The sequence below is a fragment of the Mesorhizobium sp. WSM4308 genome (assembly GCF_002294905.1).
Taxonomy (GTDB): domain Bacteria; phylum Pseudomonadota; class Alphaproteobacteria; order Rhizobiales; family Rhizobiaceae; genus Mesorhizobium.
Genome location: NZ_NSFW01000011.1, coordinates 120,710 through 145,850, shown reverse-complemented (window position 1 = coordinate 145,850; position 25,141 = coordinate 120,710). Strand labels below are relative to the sequence as shown.

Annotated in this window: 19 protein-coding genes and 1 pseudogene; 11 read left to right on the top strand and 9 right to left on the bottom strand. The window is 63.8% G+C overall.

From position 1 onward, the window contains the following. Window positions 1-79: 79 nt before the first annotated feature. The 6 genes from CK227_RS21235 to CK227_RS21210 all read right to left on the bottom strand — a co-directional run bounded on the left by CK227_RS21235 (window position 80) and on the right by CK227_RS21210 (window position 7,626). Window positions 80-1,087, bottom strand: a complete 1,008-nt coding sequence (locus CK227_RS21235) for an NAD(P)-dependent oxidoreductase (RefSeq protein WP_095772964.1) — start codon at window positions 1,085-1,087, stop codon at window positions 80-82. Next, complete coding sequence (locus CK227_RS21230) at window positions 1,084-1,518, bottom strand: EamA family transporter (protein WP_095772965.1); 435 nt, start codon at window positions 1,516-1,518, stop codon at window positions 1,084-1,086. The genes CK227_RS21235 and CK227_RS21230 overlap by 4 nt, the downstream gene beginning before the upstream one ends. Before the next feature lie 124 nt (window positions 1,519-1,642). Then, on the bottom strand, window positions 1,643-2,992 hold the full coding sequence (locus tag CK227_RS21225; protein ID WP_095772966.1) for an FAD-binding oxidoreductase: 1,350 nt from the start codon (window positions 2,990-2,992) through the stop codon (window positions 1,643-1,645). Between the two features lie 2 nt (window positions 2,993-2,994). Next, window positions 2,995-4,428 carry a UbiA family prenyltransferase gene (locus CK227_RS21220; protein WP_095772967.1) on the bottom strand — a complete coding sequence of 478 codons (1,434 nt, stop codon included), beginning with the start codon at window positions 4,426-4,428 and terminating at the stop codon, window positions 2,995-2,997. Between the two features lie 226 nt (window positions 4,429-4,654). Continuing rightward, window positions 4,655-4,918 (bottom strand): hypothetical protein, encoded by a 264-nt coding sequence (locus CK227_RS21215; RefSeq protein WP_027145877.1) that lies wholly within the window; start codon window positions 4,916-4,918, stop codon window positions 4,655-4,657. A 218-nt stretch (window positions 4,919-5,136) separates the two neighbouring features. Beyond that, window positions 5,137-7,626, bottom strand: a complete 2,490-nt coding sequence (locus tag CK227_RS21210) for a mechanosensitive ion channel family protein (RefSeq protein ID WP_095772969.1) — start codon at window positions 7,624-7,626, stop codon at window positions 5,137-5,139. A 204-nt stretch (window positions 7,627-7,830) separates the two neighbouring features. Here CK227_RS21210 and CK227_RS21205 point away from each other — a divergent pair, with 204 nt between their 5' ends. Genes CK227_RS21205 through CK227_RS21190 form a run of 4 tightly spaced genes read left to right on the top strand, consistent with a single transcriptional unit; the run spans window position 7,831 to window position 12,981 of the window. Further along, the gene (locus CK227_RS21205) at window positions 7,831-9,090 is read left to right on the top strand and encodes a sarcosine oxidase subunit beta (RefSeq protein ID WP_095773115.1); all 1,260 of its coding nucleotides are present in this window, start codon (window positions 7,831-7,833) and stop codon (window positions 9,088-9,090) included. Between the two features lie 24 nt (window positions 9,091-9,114). Beyond that, window positions 9,115-9,411 (top strand): sarcosine oxidase subunit delta, encoded by a 297-nt coding sequence (locus CK227_RS21200; protein ID WP_095772970.1) that lies wholly within the window; start codon window positions 9,115-9,117, stop codon window positions 9,409-9,411. Further along, the gene (locus tag CK227_RS21195) at window positions 9,408-12,401 is read left to right on the top strand and encodes a sarcosine oxidase subunit alpha (RefSeq protein WP_095772971.1); all 2,994 of its coding nucleotides are present in this window, start codon (window positions 9,408-9,410) and stop codon (window positions 12,399-12,401) included. The genes CK227_RS21200 and CK227_RS21195 overlap by 4 nt, the downstream gene beginning before the upstream one ends. Next, window positions 12,394-12,981 (top strand): sarcosine oxidase subunit gamma, encoded by a 588-nt coding sequence (locus CK227_RS21190; RefSeq protein ID WP_095772972.1) that lies wholly within the window; start codon window positions 12,394-12,396, stop codon window positions 12,979-12,981. Before CK227_RS21195 ends, CK227_RS21190 begins: the two co-directional genes overlap by 8 nt. Window positions 12,982-13,002: 21 nt before the next feature. Here CK227_RS21190 and CK227_RS21185 read toward each other — a convergent pair whose 3' ends face one another. Both CK227_RS21185 and CK227_RS21180 read right to left on the bottom strand, forming a co-directional pair. Then, a complete protein-coding gene (locus CK227_RS21185) occupies window positions 13,003-13,413 on the bottom strand; it encodes a VOC family protein (protein WP_095772973.1) in 411 nt (136 codons plus the stop codon). Further along, window positions 13,410-13,922 (bottom strand): annotated as a pseudogene (locus tag CK227_RS21180) (DMT family transporter). The gene CK227_RS21185 and the pseudogene CK227_RS21180 overlap by 4 nt, the downstream one beginning before the upstream one ends. Window positions 13,923-14,008: 86 nt before the next feature. On the opposite strand from CK227_RS21180, the gene CK227_RS21175 reads away from it, so the two are divergent. Together CK227_RS21175 and CK227_RS21170 are read left to right on the top strand one after the other, a co-directional pair. After that, window positions 14,009-14,905, top strand: a complete 897-nt coding sequence (locus tag CK227_RS21175; protein ID WP_095773116.1) for a LysR family transcriptional regulator — start codon at window positions 14,009-14,011, stop codon at window positions 14,903-14,905. 165 nt (window positions 14,906-15,070) lie between these two features. Beyond that, on the top strand, window positions 15,071-16,513 hold the full coding sequence (locus tag CK227_RS21170) for an MFS transporter (protein ID WP_095772974.1): 1,443 nt from the start codon (window positions 15,071-15,073) through the stop codon (window positions 16,511-16,513). 35 nt (window positions 16,514-16,548) lie between these two features. On the opposite strand, the gene CK227_RS21165 is transcribed toward CK227_RS21170, so the two are convergent. Beyond that, complete coding sequence (locus CK227_RS21165; RefSeq protein WP_179296433.1) at window positions 16,549-17,253, bottom strand: nitroreductase; 705 nt, start codon at window positions 17,251-17,253, stop codon at window positions 16,549-16,551. 204 nt (window positions 17,254-17,457) lie between these two features. Between CK227_RS21165 and CK227_RS21160 the strand changes: the two genes are divergently transcribed. The 5 genes from CK227_RS21160 to CK227_RS21140 all read left to right on the top strand — a co-directional run bounded on the left by CK227_RS21160 (window position 17,458) and on the right by CK227_RS21140 (window position 25,093). Continuing rightward, window positions 17,458-18,021 (top strand): XRE family transcriptional regulator, encoded by a 564-nt coding sequence (locus CK227_RS21160; RefSeq protein WP_095772976.1) that lies wholly within the window; start codon window positions 17,458-17,460, stop codon window positions 18,019-18,021. Window positions 18,022-18,118: 97 nt separating this feature from the next. Then, window positions 18,119-20,572 carry an FAD-dependent oxidoreductase gene (locus CK227_RS21155; RefSeq protein ID WP_095772977.1) on the top strand — a complete coding sequence of 818 codons (2,454 nt, stop codon included), beginning with the start codon at window positions 18,119-18,121 and terminating at the stop codon, window positions 20,570-20,572. Beyond that, window positions 20,569-21,468 carry a homocysteine S-methyltransferase family protein gene (locus tag CK227_RS21150; protein ID WP_095772978.1) on the top strand — a complete coding sequence of 300 codons (900 nt, stop codon included), beginning with the start codon at window positions 20,569-20,571 and terminating at the stop codon, window positions 21,466-21,468. The genes CK227_RS21155 and CK227_RS21150 overlap by 4 nt, the downstream gene beginning before the upstream one ends. After that, a complete protein-coding gene (locus CK227_RS21145) occupies window positions 21,468-22,649 on the top strand; it encodes a pyridoxal phosphate-dependent aminotransferase (RefSeq protein WP_095772979.1) in 1,182 nt (393 codons plus the stop codon). Before CK227_RS21150 ends, CK227_RS21145 begins: the two co-directional genes overlap by 1 nt. After that, complete coding sequence (locus tag CK227_RS21140; RefSeq protein ID WP_095772980.1) at window positions 22,646-25,093, top strand: FAD-dependent oxidoreductase; 2,448 nt, start codon at window positions 22,646-22,648, stop codon at window positions 25,091-25,093. Before CK227_RS21145 ends, CK227_RS21140 begins: the two co-directional genes overlap by 4 nt. The last annotated feature ends 48 nt before the right edge of the window (window positions 25,094-25,141 follow it).

Here is a 25,141-nt window from a genome sequence, read left to right as displayed (position 1 = left end):
GGGCTTGGCCATGACGGTCATTTCAATCTCCTGTCCGCGCTACGACCAGCGTCGCGCCATGAATTGCTTGGCGGGACCGCTATTCGGCGGGCACATGTTTGGTGGCGACAGCAGGCCCGCCCTTCTTGGCGCGGTATTCGCTGTAGGCGGCGATCAGCATGTCCTCGTCGCGATATTGCGGCACCCAGCCGAGCTGACGCTCGGCCTTGGACACGTCGAGCACGCATTCCTCGTCGGCGATCAGATATTGTTCGGGATCCATGATCGGCATGTTTACGAGATCGAGCAGGTCGAGCGTGCGCTTGACCGCCCAGCCGGGCGTCGGCAGCAGCATCGACTTCGAGCCGGCATGGCGGATGAGATCGCCGAGCAATTTCTTCACCGGCGGCGGGTTGAGCGAGCCGAGATTATAGGCCTCATTGGGCACACCGGCCTTCCAGGCCGCGCGGGCAGCTTCCGCGCAATCGAAAACAGAAATGAACTGATAGGGGTTCCTGCCGGAGCCGATCATTGGCACTGGAAGGTTCCAGTCGATCAGCTTGAACAGTTTTTCGAGGATGCCGAGCCGGCCTGGGCCGATGATCAGGCGCGGCCGGAACAGCGAGATCGACATGCCGCGCTTGCGCCATTCGGCGGCGAGTTCCTCGGTCTTCTGCTTCGACCAGCCATATTCGCCGAGCGGCGTGACGGGGTGCTCCTCGGTCATCGGCTGGGTGACCGTGTGGCCGTAGATCATGTCCGTCGTGTAGTGGACGAGCCTGGGCGCACCAGCCTTGTCCATGGCCTGTATGATGTGCTCGGTGCCGTGGAAATTCACCGGGAAGAAGAAGTCGTGCCGTTTGGCGCGCACCTGGATCGGCGACAGCATCTTGGCCGACAGATTGTAGACCATGTCGTCGGCCTTCAGCCCGACGGCGGCGACCGACGCCGGATCGGTGACGTCGCATTGGACGAACCGGACGTTGCGGTAGTGCGCAAGGTCGCTCCTGGCGATGTCGGCGACGATGACCTCTTCGCCATCCGCCACGAACTTGGGCGCAAGGTGGCGGCCGACAAAGCCGTCACCGCCGAAAATCACATGTCTCATCGAACGGTCTCGTTTGCAGGGATCTTGTCGGGCGTGATGGAAGCGGTCTGGTCCTCATGCCCTCGCCCGCTTTGCGCGATCAGCACCGTGCCGACGCAGATGAAGGCGATGCCGGCGATGCGCCAGCCATTGAGGTCCTCGCGAAAGACGAAATAGGCGAAGATGGCGACGGCGACATAGGCGAGGCTGAGGAAGGGATAGGCAAAGGAAAGCTCGACCTTGGACAGCACATAGAGGTGCGAAGCCATGGAAATCACGAAGGTGCAGAGCCCGAGGAACACCCAGGGGCTAAAGACGATCTGCAGCAGCTTGACGAGCGGATTGACGGCCTCGAACGAGATCGGCCCAAGCGACATCATGCCTTGCTTCAGCATAAGCTGCGCAGCGGCATTGGTCATGACCGTAAAGAGAATAAAGACGATATATTTCATGCTCGCGCGCCAACCCCGTGATTTCCACTAATACAAAGCCCAAAAGATTTCGTGAACTCACAAGACTGTTTTGAGTAAATCTTGCGATTAACCGTTCGATAACCACGATTCATTCCATTTTTATCTATTCGGCAGCCTCCACGCCGCGCCGCCGCAGGTCGATGTCGCCGGCCGTGCGCGCCCAGAAATCGGACATGAAGGCAGGATCGCGCAGCGCTTCCAGCCTCGGCCAGTCCGCGAAGGAAGCAGCAAAGATTGCCGCGCCCATGCGCGCATCCTTGTAGGGATTGACCGCCCCGCCGGCCGCAACCGTGATGCGGTCGAGGTCGCCAAGCAAAGCAAGCGTCGCCGCTCCCTTGTTGGGGAAATCCAGCGTCAGCGTGTAGCCGGGCCGCGGGAACGACAGCAGCGCCGGCGAGCGGATCGAACCGAAGCGCTTCAGCACGGTGAGGAAAGATCCTTGCCCGGCTCGCCGGGCCGCCGCGAGCAATTCCGGCACGACGCTGCGCGCCACCTCCTCCGGCACCACGCTCTGGTGCTGGAACAGCCCATTGGGACCATAGAGCCGGTTCCAGTCGCGCACGCCGTCGAGCGGAAAGAAAAAACCGTGGTAGCCGGTCTGACGCGGCGCGGTCGCATGACTTTTATTCCACCGGTAGGCGGCGTTGAAAGCGGTCAGGAACGGCCGGTTGAGCACATTGAAGGGCGGCTGGAACGGCACGGAAAGATTGCCGCCGGCGCGCGCGGCCGCGTGCGGGCCGTGCTCGGCATGGTTGCCGGTGAACAGCAGCCCACGCCCGCTGTTGCGGCCGCCGGCGAGCTGGTCGATCCAGGCCACCGCATATTCATTGGCCTGGTCGGCCGCCTCGGCCAGATCGAAGAATTCGCCGAGATCACGAAACGGCGTCGTCTTCTCGACGATGTCGAGCGAAGGCACCCGCATCAGCCGGATCGAGGCCGAGAGCATCAGGCCGGTCAGACCCATGCCACCGATGGTGGCCCGGAACAGGCGCGGATTGTCGGTGGCCGAGCAGCGATAGGTCTTTCGATCGGACCGCAGCAGCGTGAAGCTTTCGACATGGCAGCCGAACGTGCCGCGCCGATGGTGGTTCTTGCCGTGCACGTCATTGGCAATGGCGCCGCCGAGCGTGACGAACTGCGTGCCCGGAACCACCGCCGGGAAGAAACCGTAAGGTGCGGCGTGCGCGATAATATCGGACAGCAGCACACCGGCATCCGCTTCGAGCACGCCCGTCTCGGCGTTGAAGGCGCGGATGTGGTTCAGCGTCCGCATATCGACGACCGTGCCGGCCTGGTTCTGGCAGGAATCGCCGTAGGAACGCCCGTTGCCATAGGCAAGCAGCGAGGCTTCCTTCGCCTGGCCACCCCTCAGCAGCGCGATGGCATCGTCGGCGTGGATCGCACGCGGCGCCGGCGGCGTGGCAAGGCCAAAGCTCCGAAAGCGTTCGGCCATGCCTACCAACCCCCGATGACCAGCAGCACAGCGCCGATCAGCACCACGATCTGGCTGCGCCAGTCACGGATGATGAAGACGACCGGGTCGTCATTCATCTCGTCGCGGCGCGCCAGGATCCAGACGCGCATGGTGAGGTAAAGCACGATGGGCGGCAGCGGCCAGATCAGCCACGGATGCGGGTAAAGCTCGCGCACCGCGACACTGTCCATGTAGAGCGCCAGAACCAGCGCCGAGGAGAAGGCGGAGGCCATGCCGGCCTGGGCGACGATCTCCTGGTCTTCCGTGCGATAACCGCGCCCGGCAATGCGTTCGCCGGGCGGAATGGCGGTTGTGCGCAGTTCGACGAAGCGTTTCACCAGCGCCAGCGACAGGAAGAAGAAGATCGAAAAGGCGAGCAGCCAGAACGAGACGGCGACGCCGGTCGCGGCCGCACCGGCGATCACTCGGATCGTGTAGAGGCCGGCAAGCGTCAGCACATCGACCAGCAGCATGCGCTTGAACGATAGCGAATAGGCCGTGGTGACGACCATGTAACCGCCAAGCACGGCCAGGAATTCAGGCGACAGGAACAGCCCGGTACCGACGCCGATCGTCAGCAGCACCGCGATGGCGCCCAGACCGAACGGGATCGACAGCGCACCGCTGGCGAACGGCCTGTTGCACTTGGTGACATGCTTGCGGTCGAGCGCCAGATCGAAGAAATCGTTGAGGATATAGATCGCCGACGCCACCGCGCTGAACGAGACGAACGCCAGCAGGCATTCCCAGATCATGTTGGTGTTGAAATATTCGTGCGACAGCACCATCGGCACGGCGATCAGCGAATTCTTCAGCCACTGATGCACGCGCAGCATCTTGATGATGGTCCGCAAGGTCGGCCTTGGCGCCGGCATGGTTTCGGCGCCATGCGCTGCCTGCCAGCGCGCCGCATGACGGTCGGGCGCGACGACGATTGCATTGCGCGCGGCGTCGAAGACCTGGAGATCATGGCGGCTGTTGCCGGCATAGTCGAAGCCGCCATCGCCATAGGCTGATATCAGCGAGGCGCGCTTCTTGCCGGAGGTGAGATTGTCGAGGCCGTCGGTCGCCAGCACACGGTCGAAAATGCCGAGATGGGCCGATATGGCGTCGGCGAATTTGCGCGGCGTACCGGTCGCCAGCACGATCTTGCGGCCTTCGCCGTGCTCGGCGCGCAGCCGGTCGAGCAGCGGCGCGCGATAGGGCAGCGTCGCGGGGTCGATATCGATGCGCTGTGCGATCGCCTGCTTCAGCCGCGCCAGCCCGGCGGCGGCCCAGAACGGCACCAGGAAGATATAGAGCGGGTTCTTCTTGAGGAGGAGGAACATGCCTTCCCACAACAGGTCGGTCGCGATCAGCGTGCCGTCGAGATCGACCGCAAGCGGTATTGCGTTCCTGTCCGACCGCGCATCCATGCCCGTCCTGCCCTGCCAGCCTATGATCCGGAACGCCGGAATCCCGTTGAGCGCCGCTTTTCGGCGTCTTGACGCTGGTATAGCGGGGTATGGCGCAGCGAACGTTAAAACGCCTGGTTGCAGGCGGCTGCCGCGGCGGTATTTCCGGCGTCATTGTTAAACAACAGCTACCGGAAACGATAAAAGGCCGAGCAAATGCCCGGCCTTTCCAATCATGGCGCATGGGTTACTTGATGCGGGCGACGCCGCCCGAGATTTCGACGGTTTCCGAGCCGGTCAGGGCTTCAAGGTCACCGTTCGGCAAGGTGACGAAGCAGCCGTTCTGGCAGAATTCGACGGTTTCACCACCGGCCAGCGCAAGCTCGGTCTTGCTGCCGCCTTCCGTCACGACCAGCGTGCGGGTCTCGGCGTCCTTGTTGACCGCGCTGGCGGCATGGGCCGAGCCGCTCACGGCAAGCAAGGCCACGGCAGCGACGAGAGACTTCCACATGTTGCAATATCGGTGTTCCCACCGCCTCTGTTGCATTTCGCAAGGCATTTTCGCCCTTTGCATGGGAGCTTATATGAGATGGAAGCTGAACCGCAACTGAATGCCGCATTCATGCCGCAATTGGTTTTGGCCTGTTTGCAATCATACGCCCGACCCTGTCATTTTCGCTGGCCGGCACGATATGATGCGGGGCGGCAATGCGCTGACGGGAACCGACCCTAGCTGGGATCGGGCTTGCGCGCCTTGCGTCCGGATTTGGCGAGCCTTTTCGCTTCGGCCGCGGCTTCCACCTTCGCCTGTTCCTGTTCGGCGAAGTCGGCCTCGATCTTGTCGTCGTCGGTTGGCCAGGCCTTGGGCTTGTTCACCTCGACGACAGCGCGCGGCGTCGACGGGATCTCGATATGCTGGTCGTTGAATGTCTCCAGCACGGCAAAACGAATGTCGTTCTGCACGACGCTGCCGTTCATGATATCGGCCAGGAACACGCGGATTTCGAACTCCAGCGCGGCCGCGCCGAAATTGGAAAACAGCACGAAGGGCTCCGGGTTCTTAAGCACCATCGCATGGCTGCGCGCGATTTCCAGCAGCATGGCATGCACCTGCTTGACGTCGCTGCCATAGGCGACGCCGACCTTGATCTCGACACGGCCGAGCTTGTTGCGGTGCGTCCAATTGCCGACGGCGTTGTTGATCAGGTTTGAATTGGGCAGGATCACCGACTGCCGTTGGAAAGTCTCGATCTCGGTGGCGCGCACGCTGATCTTCTTGACCGTGCCGCTGACGTCGCCGGCGACGATCCAGTCGCCAACCTTGAACGGCCGCTCGGCCAAAAGGATCAGGCCGGAGACGAAGTTGGAGACGACATTCTGCAGGCCGAAACCGATACCCAGGGAAAGGGCACCGGCGACCAGAGCGAGGCTGGAAAGATCAATGCCCGCCGCCGATATGCCGACCAGCCCCGCCAGCGCCACGCCGGCATAGCCGACGGCCAGCCGGATCGAGTTGCGCACGCCGGTATCGACCTTGCCGCGCGCCATCACCGAGCCGTCGAGCCAGCCCTGGAACCATCGCGTCAGGAAATAGCCGATGATGAAGACGACGATGCCCGAAAGGATGCCGGTGACCGAAATCGTCACGGAACCGATATTGATCCCGGTCGCCAGCTTGTAGGCCCAGGCCTGGATGTCGCCGGGCTGGAACCCCCACATCAGCAGGATAAGCGGCAGGAAAACCAGCACTATCAACAGGTTGATGGCAACACTGACGACGAGGCCGAGCTGATCGAGTGCCGTGTCCTCGTAGCTGGAATGGGTCGACAGCCAGCGCCCGACCGTGGTGTTGGCGAACGCCCCTTCCTCGCCGATCGCCCGCGCCGACAGGAAGCCGATATAGGCGGTGATCAGCGCCGTGCTGGTGACCACGACCTGCAGCGAGACGAACAGGGCAAGGCCGATATAGCCAAGCAGCGCGGCGATGATGGTGAACAGTCCAAGCGCCAGCGCCAGATAGCGCAGCCATGCCGGCCATGGCCGCCAGCTTCCGTCGCGTGCCCTGAACGGCCGCAGCATGGCCATCAGGATCAGGATGATGCCGACGACGATGGTGGCGACGAAACTGCGCGCGATGGTCAGCGACAGCGGCGAGCCCATCTTGTCGTTGACGACAGACAGGAAGGTGTTGACGCTGATGACGACCGCCATGGCGGTCGACAGGCGCACCAGCCAGCGCGCCGCCCCGGTTTCGACCGGGATGAGGCGCCAGTTCGGCAGCTGCGGCTCAAGCGCGGCATTGGTCAGCCGGTTGACGCAGAAGATCACCCCGATAGCGGTTGCCAGTGCATTCAGAAAGACTCCGATGTCGCCGCGCAACACATTGTAATAATTGAAAAAGAACACCGTGGAGGCGAGGAATACGCCGACCGCCAGGGTCGGCAGCATGGTAGACCAGAAGGCCACCGACAGACGGCTGAGATAGGACGGGTCCTGGTTGGCGGGATCGGCCTCGAACACCCGCCCGAACAGCCGCCGGCCACCGACCAGCAGCACCAGCGCCAGGCCGAGCGCCACGAAGGTTGCCGCCAGGATGGCCTGGAACTTGAACTTGAACGCGAAGCTCAGCCAGGACGACACCGCCTTGTAAAAGTTGGCGTATTCCTCCTGGGCGTCGGAGAAGACCTGCGGGCTCAGCGCGTCCGACAGCACGTAGCGCTTGGTCAAAAGGTTGCGGAACAGCGCGCTGCGCATGTTGCCGATCTTGTCGACCAGCCCGCTGATGCGGATCGACAGGTTCTGCGCGCTGGCGACGACCGAGTTGATCTCGGCCTTTTCCGACGCCAGCGCCTGGCGCTCGCCGGTCACGATGTCGGGCTCCTGCGGCTGGCCCGCTGCCGGCGGCGGGCCGAGCACCTCGATGCGATTGTTGATGTCGGTGAGGCGCGAGCGAAACGCCAGCGCACTGGTCAGTGCCGCTCGCGACAGATCCTCAAGTTGCAGACGGATATCCACGAGCGAGGCATCGTCCTCAGCGTCCTGTTGGATTTTCTTCTCGAGATCGTCGGTCTTGGCCGTCAGGCCCTGGATGACTTTCTGCTGATCAGTGACCAGGCCGACGGAGCCCTGGCCAAGCGCCTGCGCCATCACCTCGAACGAAGGCGACGCCGAAATGACCAGCGTGAAAACCAAAATGAGGCGAAGCAATCTCAAAAGCATGACTATAGGCGACTCACGGCGGCAAAGGCATTTAAAAAGCCTGTCCTTGATAAAGACGGCCATATCGTGGGGCAAGCCGTCGCATCCGATGGCGATCCGATCGCGATCCGAGCGTCGGCCAGTCGAAAGGCCATGGCGCAATATTGGCTTTGCGGATGCAGCCTGCTCTATAGTCTGCCGCATCGCCCGAACCGGATGACAATGATGGCAGAGTACTCGGCCTTTTCGCTGCTCGCGAACGCGCTCAAGGGAAACAAGGACTGGAAGCCGGCCTGGCGCAAGCCGGACCCGAAGGCTTCCTATGACGTCATCATCATTGGTGGCGGCGGTCACGGGCTGGCGACCGCCTATTATCTGGCCAAGGAGCACGGAATCACCAACGTCGCCGTGCTGGAAAAGGGCTGGCTCGGCTCCGGCAATGTCGGCCGCAACACCACGGCGGTGCGCTCGAACTATCTGCTGCCCGCCAACACCCGCTTTTACGAACATTCGATGAAGCTGTGGGAAGGCCTGTCGCACGAACTCAATTACAACGTCATGTTCTCGCAGCGCGGCTGCCTGAACCTGGCGCACACGCCGGCGCAGTTCGACGACTATGCCAGGCGCGGCAATGCCATGCGCCATCTCGGCGTCGATGCCGAACTGATGACGCCGGCGCAGATCAAACGCCTGATCCCGGCGCTCGATATCTCCAGCGATGCACGTTTTCCGGTGGTCGGCGGCCTGATGCAGCGGCGCGCCGGCACCGCCCGTCACGATGCGGTGGCCTGGGGTTATGCGCGCGGCGCCGACCGGCGCGGCGTCGACATCATCGAGAATTGCGAGGTCACCGGCTTCCTGCGCGATGGCGATCGCGTCATCGGCGTCACCACGTCGCGCGGCGACATCAGGGCCAGGAAGGTGGCGGTCGCCGTGGCCGGCAGCACCGGACGCGTCATGCAGTTGGCCGGCGTCGAAACGATGCCGATCGAGAGCCATGTGCTGCAGGCTTTCGTGACGGAATCGCTAAAGCCCTTCATCGACACGGTCGTGACCTTCGGCATGGGCCATTTCTATATGTCGCAGTCCGACAAGGGCGGCCTTGTCTATGGCGGCGATATCGACGGCTACAACAGCTACGCGCAGCGCGGCAACTTGCCCATCGTCGACGAGGTGATGAGCGAGATGCTGGCACTGTTTCCGGGCCTTGCGCGTGTGCGCATGCTGCGTTCGTGGGGCGGTGTCTGCGACATGTCGATGGACGGTTCGCCGATCATCACAACCGGTCCCCTGCCCGGCATGTATCTCAACTGCGGCTGGTGCTATGGCGGCTTCAAGGCGACGCCGGCCTCCGGCTGGACCTTTGCCTGGACCATCGCCAAGGATGAGCCACACGATTTCAACGCGCCGTTCACCCTCGATCGCTTCCACCGCGGCCTCGTCATCGACGACAAGGGCCAGGGCGCGAACCCCAGACTTCACTAAGCAAGGCTGCATTAGGAAAATCCGATGTTGATCACCTGTCCCTATTGCGGCCCGCGCGACGTCATCGAATTCACCTATCAGGGTGACGGCAACCGTGAACGTCCCGACCCGGCCTCGCAGAATTTCGAGGCGTGGAACGCCTATGTCTACGACCGGCTGAATCCGGCCGGCGACCACAATGAGATCTGGCAGCATTCCGGCGGTTGCCGCGCGCATCTGCGCGTCGTGCGCAACACGCTGACGCATGAGATTTCGAGCGTCGCCTTCGTGCGCGGTGATCATGCCTCGGCCGCGCGCCGCAAGGCGGAGGACAAGGCATGAGCCCGCGCCGCACCGACACTGGCGGCCGCATCGACCGGCTGAAGACGATTCGCTTCAGCTTCGACGGCGTTGCCTATACCGGCCATGCCGGCGACACGCTGGCCTCCGCCCTCCTGGCCAAGGGCGTCACGCTTTTCGGCCGCTCGTTCAAATACCACCGTCCGCGCGGCCTGCTGACCGCGGGCGTGGAGGAGCCCAATGCGCTGGTGACGGTGCTGAAGGGCGAGGTGCGCGAGCCTAACATTCCAGCGACCATGGTCGAGATCCATGACGGGCTGGTGGCGATCAGCCAGAACCGCTTCCCTTCGCTGGCCTGGGACATCCATGCCGTCAACCAGCTCGGCGGCAAGATCCTGTCGGCCGGCTTCTACTACAAGACCTTCATGGGGCCGGTGATCGGTCCGCTGAAAGGCACGCGCTTCTGGATGTTCTGCGAGCACTTCATCCGCCGCGCCGCTGGTCTCGGCAGTGCCGGATCAGCGAAGGATCCCGCCCACTACGAACGCATGAACGCCTTTTGCGACGTGCTGGTGGTCGGCTCTGGGCCGGCCGGCCTGATGGCCGCCAAGGCGGCCGCCGATCAGGGCGCGCGCGTCATGCTGGCCGATCTCGAGCCGCGTTTTGGCGGCTCGACCAACTGGTCGAACGAAACCATCGATGGCGCGCCGGCCGCCGATTGGGCGCGGCGCACCGTCACCCAGCTCGAAGGCCGCGACAACGTCCGGCTTTTGCCGCGCACCACGGTATGGGGCTACTACGACAACAACACGCTTGCCGCGCTCGAACGCGTCAGCGACCACAAGGAACAACCCGCCAAGGGCGAACCGCGCCATCGCTATTGGGCGATCCGTGCCAGATCCGTGGTGCTGGCCACCGGCGCCTTCGAACGGCCATTGGTCTTCCCGGGCAATGACAGACCGGGCGTGATGCTGGCGCATGCGGCGGAGCGCTATGCCAACGAGTTCGGCGTGCTGCCGGGCGAGCGGATCGCGCTGTTCACCAACAATGACAGCGCCTATCGCGCGGCCATCGCCCTGAAGAAGGCCGGTGCGGCGATCGTCGCCATCGCCGACGTCAGGTCCGAGCTTTCGCCAGAGATGCGCAAGCTGGCCACGGAGGCCGAGGCCGAGATCTTTGCCGGCCACGCCGTCGTCGCCACCGAGGGCGGCAAGGCGCTCTCCGGCGTCAAGGTGCAGCGTTTCGACATGGTCACTGGCGCGCTCACCGGCGATGAGCGCAGCATCCATGCCGACTGCCTGCTGATGTCGGGCGGCTGGTCGCCGACCATCCATCTGGCCAGCCAGGCCGGCGCCAAAGCGGAATGGAATGCCGCACGCCAGGCCTTCCTGCCGCCGAAGCCGGCGCAGCAATGGATCGGGGCCGGCGCTTTTACCGGCAGTTTTTCCACGGCCGAGGCGATCGCAGAAGGCCGCGCCGCCGGCCTTGCAGCAGCCGGCGGAACGAGCACGCCGGCGGCATTGCCCACGGTCGAAGCCGTCCACGGAGATCCCGATCCGGCGCCTGTCTTCGAGATCAGGGCCAAGGGCAAGAGCTTTGTCGACTTCCAGCATGACGTGACGGCTGAGGATGTCCGGCTGGCGCACCGCGAAGGCTTCGTCTCGGTAGAGCATCTCAAGCGCTACACCACGCTCGGCATGGCCACCGACCAGGGCAAGAGCTCCAATGTTCCCGGCCTGGCCATCATGGCCGAGGCGCTGGGCAAGCCGATCCCGGAAGTCGGCACGACGCGTTTCCGGCCGCCCTTTGCGCCGGTGTCGATCGGCTCGCTGGCGGCGGAGCGCTTTGGCGACCTGAAGCCCGAACGGCTGACGCCGATGCATGACTGGCACCTCGCCAATGGCGCGACCATGTATTCCGCCGGCCTCTGGTACCGGCCGATGATCTACGGGCTTTCAGGCGAAACGATCGAGCAGGCCTATGTGCGCGAAGCCAAGGCGACGCGCGAAAGTGCTGGCATCGTCGATGTCTCGACACTGGGCAAGATCGCCGTGCAGGGCCCCGATGCCGCAGCGTTTCTCGACCGCGTCTATACCAACATGTTTTCGACGCTCGCCGTCGGCAAGGCGCGCTACGGGCTGATGCTGCGTGAGGACGGCTTCGCCTTCGACGACGGCACCACCTGGCGACTGGGCGAACAGGATTTTCTGATGACCACCACCACGGCCAATGCCGGCAAGGTGATGCAGCATCTTGAATACTTCCTCGACGTGATCTGGCCCGACCTCAAGGTCCACGTCACCTCGGTGACCGACGAATGGGCGGGTGCGGCGATCGGCGGCCCGAAAGCCAGGCAGATCCTCGCCGCCTGCGTCACCGGCACCGCGGTCGACAATGCGACACTGCCCTTCATGGGCATCGTCCATGGCCAGATAGCGGGCGTGCCGGTGATGATCTGCCGGCTTTCCTTCTCCGGCGAAATGGCCTTCGAGGTCTATTCCGGCGCCGGCCACGGCATCCATGTCTGGGAAGCGCTGATCGAGGCCGGCAAGCCGTTCGGGCTGGTCACCTACGGGCTCGAGGCGCTGGGCACGATGCGCATCGAAAAGGGCCATGTCACCGGTGCCGAGATCGACGGCCGCACCACGGCGCGTGACCTGCATCTCGATTGGATGCTGTCGAAGAAGAAGCCGTTCATCGGCTCGGCGATGATGGACCGCGAAGGCCTGATCGCGTCCGACCGGTTGGAACTGGTCGGCCTGATCGCGCTCGACAACCGGCCGCTAAATGGCGGCGCGCACATTGTCGAGGCGTTGGACGAGACCAATCCGCACGGCTCGATTGGTCACATCACCGCCTGCTGCTATTCGCCGGCACTCGGCAAGCACATCGCGTTGGCGCTGGTCCAGGCCGGCAAGGCCAGGCACGGCACGCGTGCCCATGTCTCCGATCCGTTGCGCAATAGGTTCGGACCGGTCGAGATCGTCTCCAACCATTTCTACGATCCGGAAGGGACCCGCATGCATGGTTGAGCGCCAATCCCCCCTCGAGCCGGAGTTCCATGTCGGCTCGCATGGCAATTTCGAGCATGGCGTCGAGATCCTGCTGACCGAGACCAGGCCGGGCTCGATCGTGCAGCTCGCCGCCTGGCCGGGCGAGGAGAAGAAACTGATCGCTGCCATCCGCACTGTCACCGGGTTGGCGCTGCCCGACGGCGCCGGCGGCGGCTCGAGCGACGGCGTGAAATCGGTGTTCGGCTTCGCGCCGGGAAAATTCACCGTGGCCGACGAGGCCGAAGGGCTGGCCGCTGCCTTCGCCAAGGCGGTGACACCGGCCATCGGCACGGTGACTGATCTGTCGCATGGCCGCACCGCCATCCGCATCGCCGGGCCGAAGGCCGAATGGGTGCTGGCGAAATTCTTCGCCATCGACTTCGCGCTGCCGGCCTTCCCGGTCGGCGCCGGCCGCTCGACGGCTCACCACGACGTCTTCGCCCAGATCCAGCGCACCGGCGCCGACCAGTTCGACATCTACGTCTTCCGCTCCTTCGCGCGTTCGTTCTGGAAGGCGCTTTGCCATGCCAGCGAGGAAGTCGGCTACGAGGTGCAGTAGGGCCACCTCCTCCGGTGCCGGCTAGGATTGCTGCGCGACGGCGTGCCAGTCGGTGTTCTGCAGGACAACACGATAGCCGTCGCAATCCTCGAAGGTGATGCCTTGCCTGTCCCAAAAGGGATTGAAGGACGGCACCGCAGCGTAGCCATGGTCCTTCATGCGCTGGATGGCCGCCTCCCAGGCGTCACGATCCGGCATATAGAAGACAACCAGATTGTCTGCTGTGGGCGCCCTGCCCGCTTCATGACCATGGGCGTGGGTAAATTCGAAATGATAGGCGTCGCCGGGCTGCCCGAGCATGACGCCGTCGAAGCCATCGTGATCGCTGAAGCGAAACAGCTCCTGAAGGCCGAGACCATCCCGGTAGAAACGGATGACCGCCGCCAGATCGTTGGTCGGCCGCGCCACTCGCAGGACGAGCTGAGGTTTCATTTGCTATCTCCTTTTTGGTCCGGATTGAAGTCGAGTTGGCTTGCCCGTGGCGCAATCGTGCTTGCCCATTGCGTCACCACGAGCCCGCCAATGATCAGCGCAAGTCCGGCGAAACGAGCGACGGTCACTGGCCGATGGGCAAAGCTCATCAAGGCGAAATGATCGATGACCAATGACGCGGCCATCTGGCCTGCAATCACGGCAACGATGAAGCTCGCGGCACCGAGCTTCGGTGCCAGAAGCAATGCGGCAGTGATGTAGGCCACGCCTGCCGCACCGCCGATCCAGATCTACCACGGACCTTTGACTGCCATCCCGACGGCGGGAACGGGCAGCTTGAAGCCTATCATGACCGGGACGATCAACACGGCGCTCACACCCAGAGAAACGAAGGTTGCCCAGAGCGGGTGACCGAGCAGGCGGCCAAGCATGGCGTTCGCCCCAGCCTGGAAGGGAACGGCGGTCCCTGCCAGCAGGGCGGCGATCAGAAAGGAAAAGGTGCTGGCCATGAGATTGTCTCCATATCGATCATGGCCGACTACATCATCAGGTTCACATATGGAAATTCGATTGTCGTACACATAGTATGCATGAAATGAATAATCTGGCCGCTATCGATCTGAACCTGCTCGTCGTACTGGAGGCCTTGCTGGCCGAACGCCACGTTTCGCGGGCGGCAATCCGCTTGAACAAGAGTCAGCCCGCTGTCAGCCATGCGCTCGCCAGGCTGCGTCACCTTCTCGATGACCCGCTGCTGGTGAGGCGGCAAGGGGGTCTCGAGCCGACGGCGCGCGCCATGGAAATCAGCCCGGCGCTCACCGAGGCACTCGATCGCATGCGGCACCTTCTGGCGCCGGCTGGCTTCGACCCGGCAACGGAGCGCCGAACGTTTCGGCTCGCCATGTCGGACTATGGCGCGGCGGTCATCCTGCCGGCCCTGCTGCCGCTCATGCGGGCGCAGGCACCGCAGGTCGATCTCATGGTCAGCCAGGCGAGCCGCGAGGTCATGGTTTCGCAAATCGTCGACGGCGAGATCGATCTGGCCTTTGGCGTCTTTCCCGACCTGGATCGATCCGTGCGCTCGCATCGCTTGTTCGACGAGCGTTTTGCCTGTCTCGCCGATGCGGCAAGTCTTGGCGGCAGAAAGACGATGGATCTAGCGACTTATCTTGAACGGCCGCACGCGCTGGTCGATTTGCGGCCCGAGCGCCAGAGCGAGGTCGACAAGGCCCTGGCCGGATTGGGCCGCAAGCGGCGGCTCTGCCTCATCATCCCGCATTGGGGCGTCGGGCCACACCTGATCGCCGGCACCGACCTGGTTCTTACCATCGCCAGCCGGATACTTCCGGCGCCGGACAATCGGATTTGCGTGTTCGCCCCGCCTTTCGAAATCCCGGCCTTTCAGTTCACGCAGATCTGGCACAAGCGACGCGACGGCGACCCGGCGCACCAATGGCTGCGGTCGCGGATTCAGCATCTGCTTGACGGTTGAGCAGGCTGAGCGGCGCGACATCGCTTCTGGCCTCAATGCCGGCCGGTTCTGCCGCTAGAGAATCGCACAGTGGGCGGCCATGGTGGAAAACGTGGCCGCCAGATCGGCCCAAGGGATAAAAATCCCGTCTCAGGCTCGGCACATTCGTTTGGTTCGAACATTCCCATGACCGCAGAACTATCCGCCGGCGCCACGGATCGCGCCGATGTGTCGGCCCGAGCCTTGCTCCTGCTGCCGCTGACGGTCGCTTGCGGTGTGTTCATGACCAGCCTCGACCAGAATGTCGTGGTGACGGCGCTGCCCGGTATCGGCGAAAGCCTCGCCCGCCCGCCGAGCCAGCTCGGTTTGCTGATCACCGTCTATGTCGCCAGCCTGATCATCTCGATGCCGCTCGGCGGCTGGGCGGCCGACCGCTTCGGCCTGCGCAACGTCTACTGCTTTGCCTTGCTGGTGTTCGCCACCTCCTCGGCGCTCTGCGGCCTGTCTGATAACATCTGGACACTGGTCGGCGCCCGCGCGCTGCAGGGATTTGGCGGGGCGCTGATGGGCACGCTCGGCCAGGTCGTCATCCTGTCGAGCTTTCCGCGCAACCGGACGCTGAAGATCAACATGTATATCTCGGTCGCCAGCCAGACGGGACCGCTGGTCGGGCCGCTCGTCGGCGGCGCGCTGACCACCTACATTTCGTGGCGCTGGATCTTCTTCATCAACGTCCCGTTCGCGCTGGCGGCGGCGGTCCTTGCCGCCTCGCTGTTCCCGACGGTGACCAAGCCCGTTCGCACGCGGTTCGATTTTCCAGGCTTCCTGCTGGTCGGCAGCGGCATGATCCTGCTGGTGTTCGGCATGGACTCGCTTGCTGCCAAGGACGCCGCCGGCGGCATGATTGCCGGCGAACTGGCGCTGGCGGTCATCATCTTGTCGGTTGCCTCGCTCTACTGCCTGCGCGTGCCAAATCCCTTGCTCGACCTCAAGCTCCTGCGCATCCGCACCTTCCGCATCTCCTTCCTCACCGGCGGCGGGCTGGACACGATCGGGCTGAGCTCCGTCGCCTTCCTGCTGCCGCTGATGTTCCAGCTCGGCTTCGGCATGAGCGCGGTGCAGGCGGGATCGCTGACCTTCGTTGCCGCGCTCGGCTCGGTGATCATGCGTTTCTTCATGCCGCGCGTCCTCAACCGGTTCGGCTTCCGCCTTGTCCTGGTCTTCAACACGCCTGTCGTTGCCGCCATGGTCGCCGGCTTTGCCTTGATGCAGGCGACGACGCCGGTGTGGATCGTGCTTGGCTATATCTTTGCTTTCGGCGTTTTTCGGTCCGTCCAATGGGCCTCGACCGGCAACCTCGCCTATTCCGACATAGCCCCCGACCAGCTCGCCCGCTTCAGCGCGCTCTACTACATCCTCTGGCAGCTCGCGGTGGCGGTCAGCGTCGGCCTGGCGGCGGCCATGCTATCGTTCCTGGCCGGCGGCGGGCCTGCCGTGACCAATGATTTCCGGATCCTGTTCGCGATCGAGGGCATCATCACGCTCTGCGCGCTGTTTGCCTATCTCAAGCTGACACCGCGGGACGGCGCCCATGTCAGCGGACATGGCATGCAGATGAATACGGAATAGCCACCATACGCCGCCGATTTCCTTCGGCGACCGCTCTATTCGCTGAACGACACCCACTCTTCCAGCGGCACGCGGTCGGTGCGGAAGGCGTTTTCCGGCTTGGAGGTGTCCTCATAGCCGAGCGCCATGCCGCAGACGACGATCTCCTCGTCGGGAATGTTGAGCACCGGCCGGATCTGCCGATGATAGGGCGCGAAGGCGGCCTGCGGGCAGGTGTGCAGGCCCCTGCCCCGCGCAGCGACCATGATGTTCTGCAGGAACATGCCGTAGTCGATCCACGAACCCTGGTTGAGCCGGCGGTCAATGGTGAAGATCATGCCCACCGGCGCGTCGAAGAAGACGAAGTTGCGGTCGTGCTGGGCACGCATCCTGTCGACCTCGCGGCGGCCGATGCCGAGCGCGCCGTAAAGGCCGAAACCGTTAGCGCGTCGCCGCGTCAGATAAGGTTCGAAGAACTGGGTGGGATAGTAGCGATACTCGTCCCAGTCGGCCTTTTCGGCGCGGATACCGGAATTCAGAACGGCGTCCGATATACGCTGCTTGGTCTCGCCCTTGGTGACGTAGACCCGCCATGGCTGCATGTTGGTGCCGGACGGCGCGCGTGCCGCAACCGCCAGAATGTCGCGAATGGTGTTGTCGTCGACCATGTCGGGCAGAAATGCGCGCACCGAACGGCGCGACACGATCGCCTCGTCGACGATCTCGGCCTCATCCGCTATTCGAGCCTTCTTTTCCAACATGGGCCGTCCCTTAGCCATTGCGTCGATCGGACGTCCCCACTCGCCGCTTGCGGCGGAGCCTTTGCATGAACCGTCAAAATCCTGCAAGCAAATCTTGAGCATTGGTGAAAATCTACTTGATTTTTTCATGAGCTTGATTTCTCATGAAATTCGGATTGAATTTTTCATGAAGTGAGCGTTTTGGCGTCTCCTACCGCACGAACATTGCAGGGACCTGACGAACGTGTGCTGGCCGGCGATATCAGGGCGCTGCGCCGGGCACGCGGGCTGACGCTCGCCGAAATCGCCCTGAAGCTTGGCCGTTCGGTCGGCTGGGTCAGCCAGGTCGAACGCGGCCTGTCGACGCCGTCGCTCAGCGACCTCAGGGCGTTCGCCGAACTGTTCGGTGTGCCGATCAGCCTGTTCTTCAGCCATGACGTGCCGGTCGAAAGCGAGCGCGGCGTGGTGGTGCGCGCCGGCAGGCGCCGCACGCTTGGCACCAGCGAATCCGGCCTGGTGGAAGAACTCCTGTCGCCCGATCTCGGTGGTAGCTTCGAGATGGTGCGCTCGATCTTCGCGCCGGGCGCGGAGATGAAGACCGAGCAGCTGCGGCCGACCGAGGAAGCCGGATATCTCGCCTCGGGTATTTTCGAGATCGAGATTGCGGGCGTCTGGCACCGGCTCGGCGAAGGCGATTCCTTCCGCTTCGAAGGCAAGCCCTATCGCTGGCGCAATCCAGGCACCGAGCCGGCGGTTGTCATCTGGGTGGTTTCGCCGCCGGTTTATTGACATGCATGTCGCCCAAAACTGTGCAGCGGTTTTGGGATAACGACATGCATCACAACAAAAAAGGAAGCGCAACGCGCTTCATTTCTGGGAGAAGAAGATGGCGGGTTTGCCGAGCACGGCGCGCGTGGTGATCATCGGAGGTGGCGTCGTCGGTACCTCCTCGCTCTATCATCTCGCCAAGGCGGGCTGGACCGACTGCGTGCTCCTGGAAAAGAACGAGCTGACATCGGGCTCGACCTGGCATGCAGCCGGTAATGTGCCGACCTTCTCCTCGTCCTGGTCGCTGATGAACATGCAGCGCTATTCGACCGAGCTTTACCGCGGGCTGGCCGACGCGGTCGACTATCCCATGAATTACCACGTCACCGGCTCGCTGCGCCTTGCCCATACGAAAGAGCGCATGCAGGAATTCCAGCGCGCCAAGGGCATGGGCCGCTACCAAGGCATGGATATCGACGTGGTCGGCGTCGACGAGATCAAGGGCCGTTACCCCTTCATCGAGACGCACGACCTGGAGGGCGCGCTCTATGACCCGAGCGACGGCGACATCGACCCGGCGCAATTGACCCAGGCGCTGGCCAAGGGCGCGCGCGACCTGGGTGCGAAAATCATCCGCTTCTGTCCCGTCACCGGCGTGCGCCGCGAGAAGGACGAATGGGTGGTGGCCACACCGCAGGGCGAGATCCGCTGCGAGATCGTTGTCAACGCCGCCGGTTACCGTGCCGCCGAAGTCGGCAGGATGGTCGGTCGCGAAGTGCCGATGATGGTGATGAGCCATCAGTACATATTGTTCGAGGAAATCCCCGAACTCGCCGCATGGTCGAAGGAACAGGGCAAGAAACTGCCGCTGCTGCGCGATGTCGATACGTCCTACTATCTGCGCCAGGAAAAGGCCGGCATGAATCTCGGCCCCTATGAGCGCAATTGCCGTGCGCACTGGGCTGATCACAACGATCCGATGCCGGAGGATTTTTCCTTCCAGCTCTTCCCCGACGATCTCGACCGGCTGGAACATTATCTGGCAGACGCCGTCGCCCGCGTGCCGATCCTGGGCACGGCCGGCTTGTCCAAGGTCATCAACGGACCGATCCCCTATGCGCCGGACGGCAATCCGTTGATCGGCCCCATGCCCGGTGTGCCCAACGCCTTCGAGGCCTGCGTCTTCACCTTCGGCATCGCCCAGGGCGGCGGCGCCGGCAAGGTGCTGGCCGAATGGGTCACCCAGGGCCAGACCGAATGGGATATGTGGTCCTGCGATCCGCGCCGCTTTACATCCTTTGCCTCGGCGCCGGACTATTGCATCGCCAAGGGCATGGAAATCTACGGCAATGAATACGCCATCCAGTTCCCGCGCCATGCCTGGCCGGAAGGGCGAGACCGCAAGCTGTCGCCGATCCACGACCGCACCAAGGCACTTGGCGGTCGCTTCGACGCCTATAATGGCTGGGAACGCGCCACCTGGTACGCGCAACCCGGCGACGACATTTCCGAGGAGGCAACACTGACCTTCCGTCGCGACGGACCCTGGCAACAGCGCGTGCGCGAAGAATGCCTGGCAGTGCGCGACGCCGCCGGCATCCTCGATCTGCCCGGCTTCTCGCGCTTCAACCTCGAGGGCCCCGGCGCCGCCGAATGGCTGAGCCTGCAGGTCACCGGCCTGGTGCCGAGGCCCGGCCGCATCGGCCTCGTCTATTTCGCCGACGACAAGGGCCGCATCGTCACCGAAATGTCGGTCGTTCGCCACGGCGAGGACCAGATGACGCTGATCACAGCGGCGGTCGCGCAATGGCATGATTTCGAATGGCTGAAATCCCGCATGCCGGGGGATGCGGCCTTCGCCCTGACCGACCGGACCGAGGACTATTCCACCCAGATCCTGGCCGGTCCCAATTCGCGGAAAATCCTGGCCGATGTCTGCGACGCCGATCTCACTCTGCCGTGGCTGACGCATCAGGAAACTGAGATAACAGGCCGCTGGGCCAAGCTCGTTCGCGTCTCCTTCGGAGGCGAACTCGGCTGGGAAATCCACACCAAGACCGGCGACACCGCCACCATCTTCGACGCCATCTGGGCGGCCGGGCAGAAGCACGGGCTGAAACCCTTCGGCATGTACGCGCTGGATTCGCTCAGGCTTGAAAAAGGCTACCGCACCTGGAAGGGTGATCTGTCGACCGACTATTCCATCCTGCAGGGCGGGCTCGAGCGCTTCGTCAAATGGGAGAAGCCCGATTTCCGGGGCAAGGCCGCGCTGCAGAACGAGAAGCAGCAAGGCGTGAAGAAGCGCTTCGTCACGCTGGTCGTCGAAAACCCCGGCGATTGCGACGCGCCCTACATGTCGACGCTGTGGCATGGCGGCCAGATCGTCGGCGAGACCACGTCAGGCGGCTGGGGCCACCGCATCGACAAGTCGATCGCGCTCGGCATGCTGCGGATGGATTTGACCGAGCCCGGCACCTCCGTCGAGGTCGAAATCTTCGGCGATCGTTTCCAGGCGGTCGTGCAGAAGGACGAGCCGCTCTGGGATCCCAGAAACGAGAGGCTGCGCGCATGAAGAATGTCATCCTCACCGATGGTGGCATGGGCCAGGAGCTGGTCCGGCGCAGCAAATCCGAGCCGACGCCGCTGTGGTCGGCCAGGGTCCTGATCGACGAGCCCGATCTGGTGCGCGACCTGCATGCCGAATTCATCCGCGCCGGCGCGCGCGTCATCACCATCAACACCTATTCGGCGACACCTGAACGCCTGGCGCGCGAGGGGGCCGAGGACCTGTTCAAGCCGTTGCAGAAGCGCGGCATCGAATTGGCCAGGCAGGCCTGTGATGAAGCCGGCGAGGCAGCGATCGCCGGCTGTCTGTCGCCGCTTTTCGGCAGCTACGCCCCGGCGCTGACCATTTCCTACCAGGAGACGCTCGACATCTACCGCCGCATCGTCGCGGAGCAGGCCGACGGCGTCGATCTGTTCCTCTGCGAAACCATGGCCTCTGCCGATGAGGCGCGCGCGGCCGTCACCGCGGCATCGGAAAGCGGCAAGCCGGTCTGGGTGTCGTGGACGCTCGCCGATCACGGCGCGCCGCGACTGCGCAGCGGTGAAACAATAGCCGCCGCGGCAAACGCGCTCGATGGCATGCCGATAGCGGCGCGGCTGCTCAACTGCTGCCGGCCGGAAGCGATCGCCGCCGCCTTGCCTGAACTGATCGACCTCGGCGGCCCGGTCGGCGCCTATGCCAATGGCTTCACCTCCACCGAGGCGCTGAAGCATGGCGGTACCGTCGATGTGCTGCACGCCCGCCACGACCTCGGCCCAGACGCCTATGCCGAGCAAGCGATCGGCTGGGTGCAGGCAGGCGCCGACATCGTCGGCGGCTGCTGCGAAGTCGGCCCCGCCCATATCGCCGCACTGCGCGGCCGGCTCGAACAGGCCGGCTACCAGATATCAGGAGTTCAGTGATGCCCAGACCATCGTCTCGCATTTCCGGCATCGTGCCTTCGGGCAAGGATGGCTGGGAGGTTCATTTCGCCGCCTGGACCCGCAAGGAAGCCGGCGAAGACATCATCATGCTGTCGGTCGGCGACCACGACTTCGACACGCCTTCGCAAACGATCGAGGCCTGCGTGACCGCGGTTCGCGGCAGCAACCACCACTATACCCCGCTTCCCGGCCTGCCGCGCCTGCGCCAGGCCATGGCGGCCGCCTCCAGCGCCTGCACCGGCGTCGAGACGACGCCTGATCAAGTCATCGCCACGCCGGGCGGCCAGGCCGCCCTTTATGCGGCCGTGCAGGCCGTTCTCGACCAGGGCGACCACGCCATCGTGGTGGCACCCTATTATGCCACCTATCCCAATACGTTCAGCGCCGCCGGCGCCAGTTTCACCGTCGTCGAGACGCCGGCCGAGGATGGGTTTCAACCCCGCGCCGACATGATCCGCGCGGCCCTCAAGCCCAACACGCGCGCCATCCTGATCAACACGCCGAACAATCCGACGGGTGCGGTCTATTCGCGCGAGCGGCTGGAACAGCTGGCGCAAATCTGCAGGGAGCACGATCTCTGGCTTTTGTCTGACGAGGTCTACTGGACGCTGGGCGGCGGCGAGCATGTCTCGCCACGCTCACTGCCCGGTATGGCCGAGCGCACGCTGGTCATCAATTCCATGTCCAAGAGCCATGGCATGACCGGCTGGCGCATGGGCTGGCTGACCGGTCCGCAGGATATGATCACGCTGCTCATCAACCTCAATCTAGTGACGACCTACGGCCTGCCGGCCTTCATCTCGATCGCCTGCGCCGAGGCGCTTGAGAACCGTTACGGCGTCAAGGAGATCGCCGAGCGCTACGCGGCGCGCCGGACCGTCCTGCTGGATGCCGTGCGCGGCATGAACAATGTCAGCGTGCACGGTTCCGAAGGCGGCATGTATGTCATGCTCGACATATCCGATGTCGAACCCGACGACGAAAAATTCGCCTGGGCCCTTCTCGACCAGGAGAAGGTCGGCGTGATGCCCGGCTCCAGCTTCGGCAAAGCCGCCGCCGGCCACATCCGCATCAGCCTCTGCCAGCCCGAGCCCGTACTGCAGGAAGCGGCCGCTCGGCTGCGCCGTTTTGCTTCCACCTATCGCCGCGAGGCCGCATGACCAAGACCGTCCCTGCCAAGGCCCGCGCGGTGATCATCGGCGGCGGGGTTTCCGGCTGTTCTGTCGCCTATCACCTGGCCAAGCTCGGCTGGACCGACATCGTGCTCCTGGAACGCAAGCAACTGACCTCGGGCACGACCTGGCACGCCGCCGGTCTGATCGGCCAGTTGCGCGGTTCGCAGAACATGACGCGGCTGGCGAAATATTCGGCCGACCTCTACGTCAAGCTGGAAGCCGAGACAGAGGTCGGCACCGGCATGCGCCAGGTCGGCTCGATCACCGTTGCGCTGACCGAGGAGCGCAAGCACGAGATCTACCGGCAGGCATCGCTGGCGCGCGCCTTCGACGTTGACGTGCGCGAGACTTCGCCGAATGAAGTCAAGCAGATGTATCCACATCTCAATGTTTCGGACGTCGTCGGCGCCGTGCATCTGCCGCTCGATGGCCAGTGCGACCCCGCCAACATCGCCATGGCCCTGGCCAAGGGCGCACGCCAGCGCGGCGCCACCATCGTCGAGAATGTGAAGGTCACCAAAGTCCACACCAGGAATGGCCGCGTTACCGGCGTGTCGTGGGCGCAGGGTGACGAACAAGGCATGATCGAAGCCGACATCGTCGTCAATTGCGCCGGCATGTGGGCCCGCGAACTCGGTGCCCAGAACGGCGTCACCATTCCGCTGCACGCCTGCGAGCATTTCTATCTCGTCACCGAGCCGATCCCCGGCCTCTCCCGCCTGCCGGTGCTGCGCGTTCCGGATGAGTGCGCCTACTACAAGGAAGACGCCGGCAAGATGATGCTCGGCGCCTTCGAGCCGGTGGCAAAACCCTGGGGCATGGACGGCATCCGCGAGGATTTCTGCTTCGACCAATTGCCCGATGATATGGACCATTTCGAGCCGATCCTCGAAATGGGTGTCAACCGCATGCCGATGCTGGCCACCGCCGGTATCCACACCTTCTTCAACGGCCCCGAAAGTTTCACGCCTGACGACCGCTATTATCTCGGCGAGGCGCCGGAATTGCGAGGCTACTGGATGGCGACCGGCTACAATTCGATCGGCATCGTCTCCTCCGGTGGCGCCGGCATGGCGCTGGCGCAGTGGATCAACGATGGCGAAGCGCCCTTCGACCTATGGGAGGTCGACATCCGCCGCGCCCAGCCGTTCCAGAAGAACCGCCGCTATCTCAGGCAGCGCGTCTCCGAAACGCTCGGCCTGCTCTACGCCGACCATTTCCCCTATCGGCAGATGGTGACATCGCGCGGTGTGCGCCGCTCGCCCCTGCATGAGCAACTGAAGGCGCGCGGCGCCGTGTTTGGCGAGGTCGCCGGCTGGGAGCGAGCCAACTGGTTCGCCCGCGAGGGACAGGAGCGCGAATACCGCTATTCCTGGAAGCGGCAGAACTGGTTCGACAACCAGCGCGACGAGCACCTGGCGGTCCGCAACAAGGTCGGCCTGTTCGACATGACCTCGTTCGGCAAGATCCGTATCGAGGGCCGCGATGCCTGTGCCTTCCTGCAGAGGCTGTGCGCCAACGATATGGATGTGGCGCCGGGCAAGATCGTCTACACCCAGATGCTCAACCAGCGCGGCGGCATCGAGAGCGACCTCACCGTGTCCAGGCTCTCGGATACGGCCTACTTCCTCGTCGTTCCAGGCGCCACGCTACAGCGCGATCTGGCCTGGCTGCGCCGGCATGTCGGCGAGGAGTTCGTGGTCATCACCGATGTCACGGCGGCCGAAAGCGTGCTCTGCCTGATGGGTCCGGGTGCGCGAAAGCTGATCCAGAAAGTCAGCCCCAACGATTTCTCCAACGAGAACAATCCGTTCGGCACGTTTCAGGAGATCGAGATCGGCATGGGACTGGCCCGCGCCCACCGCGTCACCTATGTCGGCGAACTCGGCTGGGAGCTCTATGTCTCGACCGACCAGGCCGCCCATGTCTTCGAGGCGATCGACGAGGCGGGTGCGGATGTCGGTCTGAAACTCTGCGGCCTGCACACGCTGGATTCCTGCCGCATCGAAAAGGCCTTTCGGCATTTCGGCCACGACATCACCGACGAGGACAATGTGCTGGAAGCCGGCCTCGGCTTCGCGGTGAAGACCGCAAAGGGCGATTTTCTCGGCCGCGATGCGGTGCTGAAGAAGAAGGAAGCCGGATTGAAGCGCCGGCTGGTGCAGTTCCGGCTGAAAGACCCGCAGCCGCTGCTCTTCCACAACGAAGCCATCCTGCGCGACGGCAAGATCGTCGGCCCGATCACCTCGGGCAATTACGGCCATTATCTCGGCGGTGCGATTGGGCTCGGCTATGTGCCGTGCCAGGGCGAGAGCGAGGCGGATGTGCTGGCCTCGACCTTTGAGATTGAGATCGCCGGCGAGCGGTTCGCAGCGGAGGCCTCGCTGAAGCCGATGTATGACCCAAAGGCGGAAAGGACGAGGATGTAGCGCAGTCCTGTCCTTCTCCCCTTGCGGGAGAAGGTGGATCGGCGCGCA